The 2,016-nt window shown below is 30.6% G+C and carries 1 protein-coding gene; it reads right to left on the bottom strand.

Annotated elements, in window-relative coordinates; translation table 11 throughout:
* Nucleotides 1-97 precede the first annotated feature (97 nt).
* On the bottom strand, nt 98-1,384 hold the full coding sequence (gene hflX, locus CP370_RS09005; protein ID WP_087712633.1) for a GTPase HflX: 1,287 nt from the start codon (nt 1,382-1,384) through the stop codon (nt 98-100).
* Nucleotides 1,385-2,016 lie beyond the last annotated feature (632 nt).

Genomic DNA, 2,016 nt, shown 5'->3' with positions numbered 1-2,016 from the left:
ATTTATTAATTAGAATTAGACTCGAAGAAAATATTATAAAAGAAAAGGAATCAAACAGCTATTTCTTAGCTGCTTAATTCCTTCTTAAAATTATCCATCAACAGGATTTGCAAAAGAGCCTAAATTTTTCTAGATCTTTTGGTGATAGTCTTACTGTAACATGAACGCCGTCATCTTTGAAATCTTCATTTAAAATTTGACCATATTCATGAAGATAAGCTAAATTTTTACCATCTGATAAAGGTAAGACCAAGTCTACCTTTTCGTAATTATCAAAAACTTTCTTAACAATTAAATCAGCTAGTTGCTTAATTGACTCGGGATCTTTCGCCGAATATAAAATATCATTTCCCTCAATTTGTGGATAATTGCGATCTGTCAAGTCAGCTTTATTATAAGCAGTAATCATTGGTACATTGGTAATTTTCAACTCATCTAAAACTTTTTGTGTCGTTTTAATCATTTGAACCATATTATGATCGGAAGCATCTACGACATTGATTATCAAGTCAGCATCTTTGGCTTCTTGCAAAGTAGCTTTAAATGATTCAATTAAGTTATGAGGTAACTTGGAGATAAAACCAACGGTATCTGAAAGGATAAAACTTAAGTCATCTTTTAAGTCAATTCTTCTAACACTAGTATCTAAAGTTGCAAATAGCATATTTTTTTCAAATACTTGCTTTTTAGAAGCTTCATCACTAAAGACATTCAACAACTCATTCATCGTTGTTGATTTTCCAGCATTAGTGTAGCCAACGAGGGCGACTTGTGGTAGACGAGAATTGTTTCGTCTAGCAGATTTTATTTCTTCTTGTTTGCTAATGTCTTTTAGTTCCTTTTTAATTGCACTAATTTGTTTACCAATGGTTCGTCTATTTAATTCAAGCTTAGTTTCACCCGAACCACGGTTAGCAAAACCACCGCTTGCACCACCAGAACCACGCTGCTGGTCTAGATTATTTTCTGATGGATGAAGCCGAGGTAGTTCATATTGTAATCGAGCAAGTTGAACTTGTAGTTTAGCTTGTCTACTACGTGCTCGATTAGAGAAAATTTCTAAAATTAATTCAGTTCGATCAAGCACTTTAAGTTTTGTCATGCTCTCAATGTTTCTAATTTGAGTTGGCGAAAGTTCATCATTAATGACTAAAGTTTTAGCATGTAATTCTCGAGCCATATTTTTAATTTGATTAAGTTTACCAACACCAAAATATGTTCCCGCAACGATATTTTCAGCCTTTTGGCTTGCTTGACCAACAACATCTAGGTTGTTGGCAAGGGCTAATTCTCTTAGTTCAGTCATATAATAGTCAAAATTAGGATCATTTAAATTTACGCCCGCAATAAATGCTTTAATTTTTTTTGGTTGATTGTCGATCAAATAATTCACCTACTTTCAAAAAATAGTATTTCTACGTAGAGTTAATAACTTAAAAAATCATCATAACCATTCCTTTATTTGATAGTATGAAAATTATAATTTCTTTTTAAATAAAAATCAATTTTGACACAAAAAAGGCCACTCCGAAAAACGAAGTGACTTTTAGGATATTTGAACACGGTAATATCCGAATAGAGATAATTACTTTAATTAACCGTGCACATAAATATGAGTGGAGTATATAGTTGTTATCCTAAAATCATAATAAATTTTATACTTGTAAATGAAATTAAACTGACTGTATCAAAGGTAGTTAATTAAGAAAATCAATTAAGCCATACAATTATGGGGGAATAGGAAAGCTCACGACTTAAGGGTATATAGGGTGACAAATTTATTATCTTTGTAATACATAGTTTAAACTGAAGCTATACATTAAAATATATTTCGGCTTCCTGAAGAATTTAGTTAAACTGTATTTTTACTAACAATAACTTTCACTATTTTTAATTTTATTGAACTATAGATGGGAAAAAGTAGTGAAAATAGTGAATGATTATTATGATTCAGAATATCAGAAACTGTCAAATCTTTTGTGTAAATAGATCTTTCTCGTAAATTGATTTTTTAAT

This window comes from Lactobacillus sp. UMNPBX19, assembly GCF_002553805.1.
Taxonomy (GTDB): domain Bacteria; phylum Bacillota; class Bacilli; order Lactobacillales; family Lactobacillaceae; genus Lactobacillus.
This window is presented reverse-complemented; position numbering and strand designations above follow the sequence as displayed.